Consider the following 14217-nt stretch of genomic DNA (forward strand, 5'->3'; position numbering starts at 1 on the left):
CATGAGTTTATCGCCCGCTCCCCTGGGAGGCGCCGCCGTGGGGCCGGGCGTCGCGCTGGCCGTCGCCAGCGGCCTGGCGCTGCTGGGCTATGTCTGGGTCGGCCTGCTGCGCGCCCGCGCCGGCGAGACAGAGACGTCGACGCGCCCGCCGCTGCGCTCGGTGCCGCCCATGGCCCTGGCCTGGACGGCGCAGTTCGTCGCCCTTTTCATCGATATCAGCGGCTTCGGCCTGGCCACGCCGGGCGCGCGCTTCGGCTTCGCGCCGGCGCTGTCGATGACGACCTGGCTGGTGCTGACGGTGTATCTGATCGAAAGCCGCTTCCTGCCGCTGCACAGCGTGCGCCGTGTGCTGGCCTGGTTGGCGGCAGCTGCCGTGCTGCTGGCCTGGAGCTTCCCCGGCGAGAGCCGGCCGCTGGCCGCTTCGCCCTGGGCGCCGCTGCACTGGGTGCTGGGGCTGGCGTCGTACGGCCTCTTCGGCGTGGCCGTGCTGCATGCGGCGCTGATGAACCGTGCCGAGAGCCGCCTGCGCCACAAGCAGGCGACGCCGGGTGGCCTGCCGCTGCTGCAGCTGGAGCGGCTGACCTTCAATTTCGTCGCCGCCGGCGTGGGCGTGCTGTCATTGGCCATCCTGCTCGGCTGGTGGTTCACGCCGACCTGGCGCTGGGACCACAAGAACCTGCTCGCCGTGCTGGGCTGGCTGGTGCTGACCGGCCTGCTCGTGGGCCGGCGCATCTACGGCTGGCGCGGCCGCCGCGCCACGCGCTGGTTGTATGCCGGCGCGGGGCTGTTGCTGCTGTCCTATGCCGGCTCGCGCTTCGTGTTCGAGGTCATCCTGCAGCGCGGCCTGAACGGGGGGGGCGCATGAAGTATGTGCTGCTGCTGGCCGTGCTGGCGCTGCTCATTTTCATGATCGGCTTCAAGCGAGGACGGCCGCGCGAGCCCGAGGCGCGCAAACCGCCGCCGCCCGCGCAGCCCACGCCGCAGTCCATGCTGCGCTGCGCGGAATGCGGCATGCATCTGCCTGCCGACGAAGCCCTGCCGGGCAAGGGCGGCGTGTTCTGCAGCACGGCCCACCGCAACAGTCACGAGGCCCGGCTGGGTGGCTGACGCCAGCTGGTTCGTCGAGTCCCCGCCGGCCGAGCCGGCCGAGAGCAGCGTCAGCTTCGACCGCCTCTACCGCGCATTCCTCGCCGCGCGCGCTGCTCTCGGCCTAGCGCTGATCGGCGCGCAGCTGATCGCCTCTGTGCTGGCGGCGCCGCCGGCGCGCTCGACGATGGGACTGAGCGCCTCCTATGCCGTCGCTGCGATCGCGCTGTGGCTGCTGCCTCAGTTGCGGCGCGGCGCGTCGGCGCGCAGCCTGGCGCGCATCAGCAGCCCGCACTGGTGGGGCGCCATCGGCGTCGATCTGATCCTGTTTGGCGTGCTGCATGCGCTGGACCCGAGCGGCGTGAACTACGGCGCCCTCTTCGTCATGCCGGTGTTGATGGCGGCCGTGCTGAGCCCGCGCCGGCTGGCGCTGGCGACTGCGGCGATGGCGACGCTGGGCCTGCTGGGCGCAGCGGCCTGGTCGATGTTGCTGGGCGTCGACGTGGGCCTGAAGACGACGCAGGCCGGGCTGGTGGGCGGCGGCCTGTTCGCTGTCAGCCTGCTGGCCGGCGAGCTGAGTGCGCGCCTGGCCCGCGAAGAGAAGGCGGCGCGCGGCAGCCTGGCGCTGGCCCGCCAGCAGGAGCTGTTGAACCGCCTGGTCATCGACGAGATGCAGGAGGGCGTGCTGGTCGTCGACCGGCGCGGCCGCGTGCGGGCGATGAACCCGGCGGCGCGCACGCTGCTGGGTGCGGCCAGCGGCGAGCTGAGCTGGCAGCTGCGCGGCCGTGGCGACTGGCAGCCGCTGGTGCTGGCCCTGGAGCGCGCCTACGCCGGCGGTAGCGGAGTCGAGATCGACGTCGCGCTGTCGCTGGAGAACGGCGTCAATCGCAGCCTGAGATTGCGTCTTCGCTTCACGCGCCAGCGCGAGGGCAGCGAGGAGCTGTGCGTGCTGTTCGTCGAGGACAACCGCGAGTTGCTCGCCCGCACGCGGCAGGAGAAACTGGCCGCCATGGGCCGCGTGTCGGCGGGCATCGCGCATGAGATCCGCAACCCGCTGGCGGCCATCGCCCAGGCCAATGCGTTGATCTCGGAGGACGTGGTCGGCACGCGCGCCGAGCAGCTGAGCAAGATGGTGGCGTCCAACGTGCAGCGGCTCAAGCGCCTCGTCGACGACGTCACCGAAGTGGCGCCCGGCGTGCAGCCGGACACGCAGGCGCTGGACGCCAGTGAGCTCGTGCACGAGACCTGCGTGGACTGGGTCGTCGTCAACGGCCTGGATGGGGGAGCGCAAAGCCGCTTCCAGCTACAGATCGCGGCGCCCGGGCTGCTGGCACTGTTCGACCCCGAGCATCTGCGCCGCGTGCTGGTCAACCTGCTGGACAACGCGCTGCGCCATGCCGACGACGGTGCCGGTGCGGTGCGCGTCAGCTTGGCAGCCGACGGCGATGTGCTGGACCTGGTCGTGCGCAGCGCCGGCCCGCCGGTGCCGCCGGACGTGGAGCGCCATCTCTTCGAACCCTTCTTCTCGACGCGCAGCCGCGGCTCGGGCCTGGGCCTCTATATTTGCCGGGAGCTGTGCGAGCGCCATGGCGCCCGCATCGAGTACCGCCGCGCTGGCGACGCGGCGGCCAACGAGTTCTGCCTGCGTCTGTGCACGCCCACCTCCAAGGTCATATGAACGCTGCCACGCCTGCGCGCCTGCTGGTCGTCGACGACGAGCCCGACCTGCGCACGCTCTACGAGCTGACCTTGCTGCGCGAGGGCTATGAGATCGACAGCGCCGGCTCGGTGGCAGAGGCGCTGGCCCACCTGCAGGCGGAGCAGTACAGCGCGGTCATCACCGACATGCGCCTGCCCGACGGCTCCGGCCTGTCCGTGCTGCGCTGGCTGGAGCAGGCAGCGCGGCCGGAGAAGGCCATCGTCATCACGGCCTTTGGCTCGGCCGAGAACGCCGTCGAGGCGCTGAAGGCCGGCGCCTTCGACTACCTGACCAAACCGGTGGACCTGCGCCAGTTCCGCCTCGTCGTCGCGTCGGCACTGGGACGCGTGGCGCCTGAGCCCTCGCCGGCGGCTGCCGAGTCGGGCGCTGCGGCGGCGACTGCACTGCGTCTGGTGGGCGAGTCGCCCGCCATCCGCGCGGTGCGCTCGCTGATCGACAAGGTGGCGCGCAGCATGGCGCCAGTGCTGGTGCAGGGCGAGTCGGGTACCGGCAAGGAGTTGGTGGCGCGCGCCATCCACGACCATGGCGCGCGCGTCGGCGGGCGCTTCGTCGCGGTGAACTGCGGCGCCATTCCCGAGAACCTGCTGGAGGCCGAGTTCTTCGGCTACCGCAAGGGCGCCTTCACCGGCGCGAACGAGGACCGCGAGGGTTTCTTCCAGGCGGCGGATGGCGGCACGCTTTTCCTCGACGAGATCGGCGACCTGCCGCTGGCCATGCAGAGCAAGCTGCTGCGTGTCATCCAGGAGCGCTCGGTGCGCCCGGTCGGCGCGACGGCCGAGACGGCGATCAACGTGCGCATCCTCAGCGCGACGCACAAGGACCTGGGTGCGGAAGTGGCCGCCGGCCGCTTCCGCCAGGACTTGTTCTATCGCCTCAACGTCATCCAGATCCGCGTACCGCCCTTGCGTGAGCGGCTGGAGGACCTGGCCCTGATCGGTGCCCGCGTGCTGGCCCGCATCGCCCAGGATGCGGGCGTGTCGCCCACGCCTCGGCTCACCAGCGACGCGCTGCAGACCCTGTCCCGCTATGCCTTCCCCGGCAATGTGCGCGAGCTGGAGAACCTGTTGCACCGCGCGCTGGCCCTGGCCGGCGGCGAGTGGATCGACGCTGGCGACCTCGGCCTGCCCGACACGCTGCTGGATGAGGACCGCAGCGAGTCGCAGTTTGCGGCGCTGGCGACGCCCATCGCTGGCGCGCCGGTGGCCGAAGGGCTGTCGCTGCCCGAGCAGTTGCCCAGCGACCTGGCGCGCTATCTCGACGAGGTCGAGCGAGCCATCCTGCTGCGCGCGCTGGAACTGCACCGCTTCAACCGTACGGCGGCTGCGGCCAGCCTGGGCTTGTCGCTGCGGCAGATCCGGTACCGCATGGCTCGGTTGGCGATCTCAGCCGGGGATAACTAGCCCCTCGCCCAGTCTTGCGCCGGCTGAACGCCGACAAGCCTGGTCGGTCCCCCGAGGGGACGGCGATGCTTGCGGCATTGAGCCGCGCACATCGCCAGGCGGGCCGGCTTGGGAGCGGCCCGGCGCTCGGCCCGCGAACTCATACGCTTCGTGACACCTCGGGATTTGCCCTGCTTGAATCCTTCGCGATGTGCGCGGCGCCGCGTGAAACCCCAGCATCGGCGCGGCTTTGCGGGCAGGTTCGGCCCGCCAGCCCAGTGCTCATGCGGGCCTAGCGCAAGCACCCCCGATGTGATCGGGCAACGGCGCGCATAGGGCGTTTGTCCAGTGAAATCGCGGCCAGGGTTTGACACTAGGGGTAGTGGTTGAGAGGGGCGCAAGCCATAGATATAGTGTCCCTTCGTGATATCCTGCTAACCCAGTCGCACCCATGACCTTCCCCTCGGATTCGCTGTTTGACGTGGCCCGCCGCCCGCAGCAACGAACCCGTGGACCCAGCCGGAATGCCGGTCGGGCAATGGACCGGCAGGGACGAAATACCCCCATTGACGCAACGCAATATGCGCCGGCCCTCCCAAGGGTTGCTGCCGCGCATTTGCCCGCTATTTCCAGATTTTCTCGATAAGGATTCCCTCATGCTGCATGAAGCCGTCACGGGCCAGGCAACCGCCACTCCCGCGCTTTCCTCGGTATCCCCGGTTGCGTTTGGATCCGACGCGCAAGCCCTCATCGCCCCCACGGCGTCGAGCTACCAGGCCTACCAGATCATTCGCCGCAACGGCGCCGTGGTCTCGTTCGAACCGAGCAAGATCGCAGTCGCACTCATGAAGGCCTTCCTGGCCGTGCACGGCACCAGCGGCGCGGCGTCGGCCAGCGTGCGCGAGACGGTCGAGCAGCTGACGCAGAACGTCGTGCGCGCCCTGCTGCGCTCGCGCCCGAGCGGCGGCACCTTCCACATTGAAGACGTGCAGGACCAGGTCGAACTTGGCCTGATGCGCAGCAGCAACCACGAGGTGGCCCGCGCCTACGTGCTCTACCGCGAACGCCGCACGCAGGAGCGTGCCGCCCAAGGTGAAGCCAGCCGTGCCGCCGAGCCGGCGCTGATGGTGGTGGACCGTGGCGAGCGCCGCCCGCTGGATCTGGCCCAGCTGAAGTCGCTGATCACCTCGGCCTGCGAGAACCTCGGCGCCGATGTGAAGCCTGACCCGGTGCTGGCCGAGACCCAGCGCAACCTGTACGACGGCGTCGCCATCGACGAGGTCTACAAGGCCGCCATCTTGGCTGCGCGCACGCTGATCGAGAAGGACCCCGGCTACAGCCGCGCGACGGCCCGGCTGCTGCTGCACACCATCCGCCGCGAGATCCTGGGCGGCGAAGTGCTGCACGGCGAGATGACCACGCGCTACGCCGAGTACTTCCCTGGCTATATCAAGAAGGGCATCAAGGCCGAGTTGCTGGACGAGAAGCTGGGCCAGTACGACCTGGCTCGTCTGGGTGCCGCGCTGAAGGCTGAACGCGATCTGCAATTTGACTACCTCGGCCTGCAGACGTTGTATGACCGCTACTTCCTGCACATCGCCGACGAGCGCATCGAGATGCCGCAGGCTTTCTTCATGCGCGTGGCCATGGGCCTGGCGCTTGGCGAGATCGACCGCGAAGCGCGCGCCATCGAGTTCTATGAAGTGCTGTCCAGCTTCGACTTCATGTCCAGCACGCCGACGCTGTTCAACGCCGGCACGCGCCGCTCGCAGCTGTCGAGCTGCTACCTGACGACGGTGGCCGACGACCTGGACGGCATTTACGAGGCGCTGAAGGAGAACGCGCTGTTGAGCAAGTTCGCCGGCGGTTTGGGCAACGACTGGACGCCGGTGCGGGCGCTCGGCTCGCACATCAAGGGCACCAACGGCAAGTCGCAAGGCGTCGTGCCTTTCCTGAAGGTCGTCAACGACACGGCCGTCGCCGTGAACCAGGGCGGCAAGCGCAAGGGCGCCGTCTGCGCGTATCTTGAGACCTGGCATCTGGACATCGAAGAGTTCCTGGACCTGCGCAAGAACACCGGCGACGACCGCCGCCGCACGCACGACATGAACACGGCGAACTGGATTCCCGACCTGTTCATGCGCCGCGTGCTCGAAGGTGGCGACTGGACGCTGTTCAGCCCCTCCACATGCCCGGACCTCCACGACCTGTTCGGCAAGCCCTTCGAAGTCGCCTACACGGCCTATGAAGCCAAGGCCGATCGCGGCGAGATCAAGCTCTTCAAGCGCATGCCCGCCAAGGACCTCTGGCGCAAGATGCTGTCGATGCTGTTCGAGACGGGCCATCCCTGGATCACGTTCAAGGACGCGTGCAATGTGCGCAGCCCGCAGCAGCATGTGGGCGTCGTGCACTCGTCCAACCTGTGCACCGAGATCACGCTGAACACCAACGATAGCGAGATTGCCGTCTGCAACCTCGGCTCCGTCAACCTGGCCCAGCACATCAAGGATGGCCAGATCGACCACGCCAAGCTGAAGAAGACGACGCGCACGGCGATGCGCATGCTCGACAACGTCATCGACATCAACTACTACGCCGTCAAGAAGGCGCGTGACTCCAACCTGCGCCACCGGCCGGTCGGTCTGGGCATCATGGGCTTCCAGGATGCGCTGTACCAACTGCGCACGCCTTATGCGTCGCAAGCGGCCGTCGATTTCGCCGACCGCTCGATGGAAGCGGTCTGCTATCACGCCTACTGGGCCTCGACCGAACTGGCCGAAGAGCGCGGCCGCTACTCCTCGTACAAGGGCTCCCTGTGGGACCGCGGCATCCTGCCGATCGACTCGCTCGACCTGCTGGCTGAGGCCCGTGGCGGCTATGTCGACGTGGACCGCTCGATGACGCTGGACTGGGACGCGCTGCGCGGCCGCATCGCCACCTTCGGCATGCGCAACAGCAACTGCGTGGCCATCGCCCCGACGGCGACCATCTCCAACATCATCGGCGTGGACGCGTCCATCGAGCCCTGCTTCGGCAACCTGTCGGTGAAGTCCAACCTGTCGGGCGAGTTCACCGTCATCAACGAATCGCTGGTGCGCGACCTGAAGGCACTGGGCCTGTGGGACGACGTGATGGTCATGGACCTCAAGCACTTCGACGGCTCGCTGCGCCGCATCGACCGCGTGCCCGAGGAGATCAAGGCGCTGTACGCCACGGCCTTCGAGGTCGACACCGTGTGGCTGATCGAAGCCGGCGCACGCCGCCAGAAGTGGATCGACCAGGCGCAGAGCCTGAACATCTACATGGCCGGCGCATCGGGCAAGAAGCTCGACGAGACCTACAAGCTTGCATGGCAGCGCGGTTTGAAGACGACCTACTACCTTCGCACCACCAGCGCGACCCAGGCCGAGAAGAGCACGGTCACGCGCTCGGGTCAGCTGAACTCGGTGTCCAACAGCACCGCAGCGATGGCGGCAACGCCAGTCGCGCCGGTCGCCGTCGTCGAGCCCGAACTGCCGGCGACAGACATGAAGTTCTGCTCGATCGACAACCCCGATTGCGAAGCCTGTCAGTGAGTTGAGGCAGCGGCGCCAACTTGTATAGACAAGTTGGTGCATCGTGTTTCGATGCCCACGCGCAACAAACATTGCGCGATAGACGCAAATAGCTGTAGCCAGACCTTGTTGATTTGCTCAAGGGCTACCGATAATTCGAAGTGATAGGAAAGACACCATGCTGGATTGGGACGAAGACCTGAAGTCCACTGATACCCACACTGCGAAGCCTCTCGCGGCCATGCCTTCGGCGACGCCAGCATCGGCGTCTTTGCACGGAGCTGCCAGCGTCTCTGTCCCCGCTCCCCAACTGTCTGGCGAACCCGTTACCGCACGCCGGGTGAAGGCTGCCGACAAGCGCATCATCAACGGCCAGACTGATGTGAATCAGCTGGTGCCGTTCAAGTACAAGTGGGCTTGGGAGAAGTACCTCGCCACCTGCGCCAATCACTGGATGCCGCAGGAAGTGAACATGAGCCGCGACATCGCGCTCTGGAAGGACCCCAACGGCCTGACCGAAGACGAGCGCCGCATCATCAAGCGCAACCTTGGCTTCTTTGTCACCGCCGACTCGCTGGCTGCCAACAACATCGTGCTGGGCACCTACCGCCACATCACGGCGCCCGAAGCCCGCCAGTTCCTGCTGCGTCAGGCCTTCGAGGAAGCGATCCACACGCACGCCTACCAGTACATCGTCGAGTCGCTGGGACTGGATGAAAGCGAGATCTTCAACGCCTACAACGAAGTCCAGTCCATCCGTGACAAGGACGAGTTCCTGATCCCCTTCATCGGCGCGATCATGGACCCGCACTTCCACACCGGCACGCCGGAGAACGACCAGACGCTGCTGAAGAGCCTGATCGTTTTTGCCTGCCTGATGGAAGGCCTGTTCTTCTACGTCGGCTTCACGCAGATCCTGGCGATGGGCCGCCAGAACAAAATGACAGGTGCTGCCGAGCAGTACCAGTACATCTTGCGCGACGAGTCCATGCACTGCAACTTCGGCATTGACCTGATCAACCAGATCAAGCTCGAGAACCCGCACCTGTGGACGAGCGAGTTCAAGGCCGAGATCAAGGCGCTGTTTCTGAAGGCGGTCGAGCTGGAATACCGCTACGCCGAGGACACGATGCCGCGCGGCGTGCTCGGCCTCAACGCCTCGATGTTCAAGGGCTATCTGCGCTTCATTGCGAATCGTCGTGCGGTGCAGATCGGCCTCGAAGCGCTGTTCCCCAACGAAGAAAACCCCTTCCCCTGGATGAGCGAGATGATCGACTTGAAGAAGGAACGCAACTTCTTCGAGACCCGCGTCATCGAGTATCAATCAGGCGGGGCACTGAGCTGGGACTGACCTCCCAGCCATCACAAGATCAAGACCTGGCCAATGCAGTCACCGAGCGAAACCCGCATCAACACGCTAGACGTGGCGGGGCTGCATGGCGATCCCATTCACCGTATCGAGGCGCTCCTCCTGGGCGACTCTCGGGCGGTGAATAGCCGTATCCGCACGGACCGGTCCGTGCGGGACGGTGACTTTTCCACTTGATCAAGGAGAAAACCATGGCAACTGCGAAGAAGGCTCCGGCCAAGAAGGCCGCCGCTACCCCGGTGAAGACTGCTGCGAAGAAGGCCGCTCCGGCCAAGAAGGCTGCTGCTCCGGCCAAGAAGGCCGCTGCTCCGGCCAAGAAGGCTGCTCCGGCCAAGAAGGCTGCCGCTCCGGCCAAGAAGGCCGCTCCGGCCAAGAAGGCTGCTGCTCCGGCTAAGAAGGCCGCTCCGGCTAAGAAGGCCGCTCCGGCCAAGAAGGCTGCTCCGGCCAAGAAGGCTGCTGCTCCGGCAAAGAAGGCTGCTCCGGCCAAGAAGGCTGCTCCGGCCAAGAAGGCTGCCGCTCCGGCCAAGAAGGCTGCTGCTCCGGCGAAGAAGGCCGCTCCAGCCAAGAAGGCTACTGCTCCGGCCAAGAAGGCTGCCGCTCCGGCCAAGAAGGCCGCTGCCAAGCCTGTTGCCAAGAAGGCCGCTGCACCGAAGAAGGCGGCAGCCAAGCCTGCCCCTGCGGCCAAGCCTGCTGCTGCTGCGACCGCTCCTGCGGCCAAGACAGCGCTGAGCCCCCAAGCTGCGTGGCCCTTCCCCACGGGCAACAAGCCCTAAGCGCTTGTCTGAGCGGGTGGTTCGCCGCCCGTTCCTGCACTCGCGAAACCCGGCCCGCTCTGCGGTGCCGGGTTTTTTATTGGCGGGTCGCGATGCGACGTCGCCCGGGTTCAGGGATAAAAGGCGTCCACTTGGTAGCCGCTCACTTGGCCGGCTGCGCGGAAGGTGAAAGACAGGGATTGCTCCGACAGAGCGGGAATTTCTTGCAGTTGGGGGTTCAAGGCACTGGGCTCGAACGCCCGACGGGCGAGCAACGCGCCGCTTGCGTCGGTCAGTCGCAGGTCGATCCATGGTGCGGCGACGGCGACATTCGCGAGGTTGCTGAGAGTCAAGGTCAACTTGTAGCTGTTGCTGCCATCAATTGGCGTCAGTGAAGTCGACTCGACCTTGAGCGCTTCCGGGCGCAGCCAGGGCCGGACCTCGCAGCGGAACAGGCCGCACAGACCTCGAAGCGTGTCACGCAACGGCGGGTGCAGCGCTGAAAGCGCGTCGCGGAAATGCAGCGTGACCTGCAGGGCGAGCAGCAGGGCCAGCAGCGCGGCCCCACCGCTCAGCGCCATACGGACTTGCGGCCGGTTCCAGCGCGCCGTGCTTTGCGCGCGGCGCATGAATTCCGGCACGACCGCCGGCGCCGGGGCGGCCAAGGGTTCGGCAATGAGAGGCGCCGGTTCGGGAAGCGGCGTCGGCGGGGCTGCCGGGACGGACGGTCGTTCCTGAGGTTCATCAACCCAGCGCGGTTCTTGCCGGGCAATCTCGCTGGGCCAGCCGGTCGGTAGCGCCTCGGCGCGCGGCTCGGGTTCCGGTTCGGGCGGCGGCATCCACAGCGGTTCATGTGGCGGCGGTGGTGGCGCAGGCGGCGGCTCGATGACCGGCTCAGGCGTAAAGGCAGCAGGCCAGGGCGGCGGCGCTTCCTGTTCAATGTCGAACAGCAATTCGCGCGCATCGAAGATCTCGGCGCATCGACCGCAGCGTACCCAGCCGTCCGAGACGCGTAGTTGGTCCTCGACGACCCGGAAGATCGTGCCGCAGGCCGTGCAGCGCGTCGCCAGGCTCATTCGGGGCGCCGGGCCGTCATCAAGATCCAGCCGTCCTCTTCATCGCTGACGTCCAGCGCCAGCCACGGGGCGTAAGCTGCCTTCAACTCGTCCGCTTGGCGGCTCAATATGCCCGCGAGGATCAAATGGCCGCCCGGCGCGACGTGGGCGCTGAGCAGCGGCGCGAGCAGCTTCAGCGGTATGGCGAGGATATTGGCGATGACCAGCGGGTACTCGCCTTTCGCCAGATCAGGCAACCCAGGATTCAACGCCACGCCATTGGCCGTCGCGTTGTCGCGCGACGAAGTGACGGCCGCACGGTCGATGTCGACCGCGTCGATGTTCGTCGCGCCATGCAAGGCCGCGCCGATGGCCAGGATGCCGGAGCCGCAACCGTAGTCCAGTACTCGATTCCAGGCCTCGCCGCGCGTTGCAATCCACCGCAAACACATCCGCGTCGTCGGATGCGTGCCTGTGCCGAAGGCCAGGCCAGGGTCCAGTCGCATGACACGTAGCGCTTGCGGCGGCGCCTGGTGCCAGCTCGGCACGATCCAGAACTCGGGCGTGATCTCGACTGGCGCGAATTGGCTTTGGGTGAGTCGCACCCAGTCCTGCTCGGGCACGGCCTGGATGGCTTGCACGTGGATGTCTGCTGCCCAGTCCTGCGCCAGGATCAGCGTCGCCGCCTCGGTGGCCTCGGGCTCCGACGGGAAGAGCGCCTTGACGACCGAGCGCTCCCAACCGGCGGCTGGAGCCGGCATGCCGGGTTCGCCGAACAAGGCGTGTTCGGCGTCGGTGTCCGCGTCGGCATCCTCGACCGACACCGCGAGCGCGTCGATCTCCATCAGCGCATCGCTGACGATTTCGACGTCGGCCTCGCGGCAGACCAGGGCCAGTTCGAAGAGATTGCTCATCGCTTGTGGGCAGCCATCCAGCCTTCGAGGTAATGGATGGACGTGCCGCCCTCGATGAACTTCGCGTCCGCCATCAGCTCGCGGTGCAGCGGGATGTTGGTCTGGATGCCTTCGACCACCGTCTCGCTCAGCGCGATGCGCATGCGGGCCAGCGCCTGCTCGCGCGTGTCGCCGTGGACGATGATCTTGCCGATCATGCTGTCGTAGTTCGGCGGCACGAAGTAATTCGTGTAGGCATGCGAATCCACGCGCACGCCGGGGCCGCCGGGCGCGTGCCACATCGTGATGCGGCCGGGCGAGGGGATGAACTTGACCGGGTCTTCCGCGTTGATGCGGCACTCGATCGCGTGGCCGCGCAACTCGATCTGGCGCTGCGTGAACGGCAGCTTCTCGCCGGCGGCAATTTTGATCTGCTGCTGCACGATGTCGATGCCAGTCACCATCTCGGTGACCGGATGCTCCACCTGCACGCGCGTGTTCATCTCGATAAAGAAGAACTCGCCGTTCTCGTACAGGAACTCGAAGGTACCGGCGCCGCGATAGCCCATCTTCTTGCAGGCGGCGGCGCAGCGGTCGCCCACCTTCTCGATCGTGCGGCGGGGGATGCCGGGTGCCGGCGCCTCTTCGATGATTTTCTGGTGACGGCGCTGCATGGAGCAGTCGCGCTCGCCCAGCCAGACGGCGTTCTTGAAGGTGTCAGCCAGGATCTGGATCTCCACATGGCGTGGGTTCTCCAGGAACTTCTCCATGTAGACCTCGGGGTTGCCGAAGGCCGCACCGGCTTCGGCGCGCGTCGTCTGCACCGCATGCACCAGGGCCGCCTCGGTGTGCACGACACGCATGCCGCGCCCGCCACCGCCGCCGGCCGCCTTAATGATGACGGGGTAGCCCACGGAGCGGGCGATCTTGATGATTTCCTTCGGGTCCTCGGGCAGCGCGCCCTCGGAGCCCGGCACGCAGGGCACGCCGGCGCGGATCATGGCCTGCTTGGCGGAGACCTTGTCGCCCATCATGCGGATGGACTCAGGCGTCGGGCCGATGAAGGTGAAGCCGCTGCGCTCGACGCGCTCGGCGAAGTCGGCGTTCTCGCTGAGGAAGCCGTAGCCGGGGTGGATGGCCTCGGCGTCGGTGACCTCGGCCGTGGCGATGATGGCCGGCATGCTCAAGTAGCTTTGGGCCGACGGCGCCGGTCCGATGCAGACGGCTTCGTCGGCCAGCTTCACATACTTGGCGTCGCGGTCGGCTTCCGAGTAGACGACGACCGACTTGATGCCGAGTTCACGGCACGCTCGTTGAATCCGGAGAGCGATCTCGCCCCGGTTGGCGATGAGGACCTTCTTGAACATCAGAAGTCCTTACTCGATCACGAACAGCGGCTGTCCGAACTCGACCGCCTGCCCGTTCTCGCACAGGATTTTGGTGATCGTGCCGCTCTTGTCGGCTTCGATCTCGTTCATGATCTTCATCGCTTCAATGATGCAGATCGGCTCGCCTTCCTTGATCTGCTGACCGACCTCGCCAAAGGGCTTGGCGTTCGGGCCGGAGGCGCGATAGAAGGTGCCGACCATCGGTGACTTGACGATGTGGCCGGTTTCGACCGGTGCAGCGGCCGGAGCGGCGGCGGCGGCCGGTGCGGGCGCTGGCGCGGCGGCAACTGGCGCGGCCGGGGCGGCGGCGTAGACCGGCTGGGCGGCGACGGCAGCGGGGTCAGCCTTGACGATGCGGACCTTCCCGTCGGCCTCGGTGATTTCCAATTCGGAGATGTTCGATTCCGAGACCAGGTCGATCAGGGTCTTGAGCTTGCGCAGGTCCATCATGGCTCCAGGCTATGTTGTTGTTGTGGGGGAAGAAAGGAAAGCCACCGACTGCTCTCAGGCGCCGGTGGCTCCCAACGATTCGAGGGCGTGGCGCAGCGCCAGGCGGTAGCCGTTGGCGCCCAACCCACAAATGACACCGACCGCCAGGTCGCTGAGGTAGCTGTGATGGCGGAAGGGCTCACGGCGGTGGATGTTGGACAGGTGGACTTCGATGAAGGGCAGGGCAACGCCGGCCAACGCGTCGCGGATGGCCACGCTGGTGTGCGTGTAGGCGGCCGGGTTGATGACGATGAAGCGCGTGCCATCGCCACGCGCGGCCTGGATGCGGTCAACCAGGCTCCCCTCATGGTTGCTCTGGAAGCTCACCAGCTTGGCGCCGGCATCGGCGGCGATCGCGCTCAGTTCAGCGTCGATCTCGGCCAGGGTCTGCGCGCCATACACCTCCGGCTCGCGGGTGCCGAGCAGATTGAGGTTGGGGCCGTGCAGGACAAGAATTTGCATCAAACACGTGGCGGGCGCTGGGCCTGATCGGTCTAGAGAACCGCCACTAAATTGAGGAAGGGCGAACTTT

General features: G+C 66.7%; 12 protein-coding genes. 7 read left to right on the top strand and 5 right to left on the bottom strand.

The window, feature by feature from the left end; all coding sequences use genetic code 11:
• Position 1: 1 nt before the first annotated feature.
• The 7 genes from AC0IZJ_RS25710 (at position 2) to AC0IZJ_RS25740 (ending at position 9881) form a co-directional block, all read left to right on the top strand.
• Positions 2-865: a cytochrome C assembly family protein gene (locus tag AC0IZJ_RS25710; RefSeq protein WP_471854660.1), complete on the top strand. Its 864-nt coding sequence runs from the start codon at positions 2-4 to the stop codon at positions 863-865.
• On the top strand, positions 862-1107 hold the full coding sequence (locus tag AC0IZJ_RS25715; protein WP_471854661.1) for a PP0621 family protein: 246 nt from the start codon (positions 862-864) through the stop codon (positions 1105-1107). Before AC0IZJ_RS25710 ends, AC0IZJ_RS25715 begins: the two co-directional genes overlap by 4 nt.
• On the top strand, positions 1100-2764 hold the full coding sequence (locus AC0IZJ_RS25720; RefSeq protein WP_471854663.1) for a sensor histidine kinase: 1665 nt from the start codon (positions 1100-1102) through the stop codon (positions 2762-2764). Before AC0IZJ_RS25715 ends, AC0IZJ_RS25720 begins: the two co-directional genes overlap by 8 nt.
• Positions 2761-4206, top strand: a complete 1446-nt coding sequence (locus AC0IZJ_RS25725) for a sigma-54-dependent transcriptional regulator (protein WP_471854664.1) — start codon at positions 2761-2763, stop codon at positions 4204-4206. Before AC0IZJ_RS25720 ends, AC0IZJ_RS25725 begins: the two co-directional genes overlap by 4 nt.
• Before the next feature lie 635 nt (positions 4207-4841).
• On the top strand, positions 4842-7760 hold the full coding sequence (locus AC0IZJ_RS25730) for a ribonucleoside-diphosphate reductase subunit alpha (RefSeq protein ID WP_471854666.1): 2919 nt from the start codon (positions 4842-4844) through the stop codon (positions 7758-7760).
• A gap of 157 nt (positions 7761-7917) precedes the next feature.
• Positions 7918-9090: a ribonucleotide-diphosphate reductase subunit beta gene (locus AC0IZJ_RS25735; RefSeq protein WP_471854667.1), complete on the top strand. Its 1173-nt coding sequence runs from the start codon at positions 7918-7920 to the stop codon at positions 9088-9090.
• Between the two features lie 191 nt (positions 9091-9281).
• Positions 9282-9881, top strand: a complete 600-nt coding sequence (locus AC0IZJ_RS25740) for a histone (RefSeq protein ID WP_471854669.1) — start codon at positions 9282-9284, stop codon at positions 9879-9881.
• A gap of 110 nt (positions 9882-9991) precedes the next feature.
• Here the strand turns inward: AC0IZJ_RS25740 and AC0IZJ_RS25745 are convergent, their stop codons facing one another.
• The 5 genes from AC0IZJ_RS25745 to aroQ are packed head-to-tail and all read right to left on the bottom strand — an operon-like array spanning position 9992 to position 14150.
• Positions 9992-10936, bottom strand: coding sequence for a zinc-ribbon and DUF3426 domain-containing protein (locus tag AC0IZJ_RS25745; RefSeq protein WP_471854671.1), 945 nt, complete (start codon positions 10934-10936; stop codon positions 9992-9994).
• Entirely contained in the window at positions 10933-11829 is an 897-nt protein-coding gene (prmA, locus tag AC0IZJ_RS25750; RefSeq protein WP_471854673.1) for a 50S ribosomal protein L11 methyltransferase, read from the bottom strand. Before prmA ends, AC0IZJ_RS25745 begins: the two co-directional genes overlap by 4 nt.
• Entirely contained in the window at positions 11826-13175 is a 1350-nt protein-coding gene (gene accC / locus AC0IZJ_RS25755) for an acetyl-CoA carboxylase biotin carboxylase subunit (protein ID WP_471854674.1), read from the bottom strand. Before accC ends, prmA begins: the two co-directional genes overlap by 4 nt.
• Before the next feature lie 9 nt (positions 13176-13184).
• Positions 13185-13643 (bottom strand): acetyl-CoA carboxylase biotin carboxyl carrier protein, encoded by a 459-nt coding sequence (gene accB, locus AC0IZJ_RS25760; protein ID WP_471854754.1) that lies wholly within the window; start codon positions 13641-13643, stop codon positions 13185-13187.
• A gap of 57 nt (positions 13644-13700) precedes the next feature.
• On the bottom strand, positions 13701-14150 hold the full coding sequence (gene aroQ, locus AC0IZJ_RS25765; RefSeq protein WP_471854676.1) for a type II 3-dehydroquinate dehydratase: 450 nt from the start codon (positions 14148-14150) through the stop codon (positions 13701-13703).
• Positions 14151-14217 lie beyond the last annotated feature (67 nt).

Source organism: Roseateles sp. AC306, from assembly GCF_979253795.1.

Coding starts and splice junctions, on each gene's coding strand:
- accC (WP_471854674.1), bottom strand. CDS start 13,175: ATGTTCAAGAAGGTCCTCATCGCCAACCGGGGCGAGATCGCTCTCCGG.
- AC0IZJ_RS25730 (WP_471854666.1), top strand. CDS start 4,842: ATGCTGCATGAAGCCGTCACGGGCCAGGCAACCGCCACTCCCGCGCTT.
- prmA (WP_471854673.1), bottom strand. CDS start 11,829: ATGAGCAATCTCTTCGAACTGGCCCTGGTCTGCCGCGAGGCCGACGTC.
- AC0IZJ_RS25710 (WP_471854660.1), top strand. CDS start 2: ATGAGTTTATCGCCCGCTCCCCTGGGAGGCGCCGCCGTGGGGCCGGGC.
- AC0IZJ_RS25725 (WP_471854664.1), top strand. CDS start 2,761: ATGAACGCTGCCACGCCTGCGCGCCTGCTGGTCGTCGACGACGAGCCC.
- AC0IZJ_RS25735 (WP_471854667.1), top strand. CDS start 7,918: ATGCTGGATTGGGACGAAGACCTGAAGTCCACTGATACCCACACTGCG.
- AC0IZJ_RS25715 (WP_471854661.1), top strand. CDS start 862: ATGAAGTATGTGCTGCTGCTGGCCGTGCTGGCGCTGCTCATTTTCATG.
- accB (WP_471854754.1), bottom strand. CDS start 13,643: ATGGACCTGCGCAAGCTCAAGACCCTGATCGACCTGGTCTCGGAATCG.
- AC0IZJ_RS25745 (WP_471854671.1), bottom strand. CDS start 10,936: ATGAGCCTGGCGACGCGCTGCACGGCCTGCGGCACGATCTTCCGGGTC.